Below are 515 nucleotides of genomic sequence, written 5' to 3'. Positions count from 1 at the left end.
GTCGTCGTCGTCGTCGTCGTCGTCGTCGTCGTCGTCGTCGTCGTCGTCGTCGTCGTCGTCGTCGTCGTCGTCGTCGTCGTCGTCGTCGTCGTCGTCGTCGTCGTCGTCGTCGTCGTCGTCGTCGTCGTCGTCGTCGTCGTCGTCGTCGTCGTCGTCGTCGTCGTCGTCGTCGTCGTCGTCGTCGTCGTCGTCGTCGTCGTCGTCGTCGTCGTCGTCGTCGTCGTCGTCGTCGTCGTCGTCGTCGTCGTCGTCGTCGTCGTCGTCGTCGTCGTCGTCGTCGTCGTCGTCGTCGTCGTCGTCGTCGTCGTCGTCGTCGTCGTCGTCGTCGTCGTCGTCGTCGTCGTCGTCGTCGTCGTCGTCGTCGTCGTCGTCGTCGTCGTCGTCGTCGTCGTCGTCGTCGTCGTCGTCGTCGTCGTCGTCGTCGTCGTCGTCGTCGTCGTCGTCGTCGTCGTCGTCGTCGTCGTCGTCGTCGTCGTCGTCGTCGTCGTGTGTGTCGTCGTCGTGTGCTCGCCTCG

General features: G+C 66.6%; 1 protein-coding gene. It reads right to left on the bottom strand.

The window, feature by feature from the left end:
* The coding region (locus tag ON38_RS38415) for a hypothetical protein (protein WP_051165165.1) at positions 1 to 515 on the bottom strand (515 nt) is incomplete at both ends.

Origin of the sequence: Nocardia testacea NBRC 100365, from assembly GCF_000308775.1 — a bacterium.
Lineage (GTDB): Bacteria > Actinomycetota > Actinomycetes > Mycobacteriales > Mycobacteriaceae > Nocardia > Nocardia testacea.
This window is presented reverse-complemented; position numbering and strand designations above follow the sequence as displayed.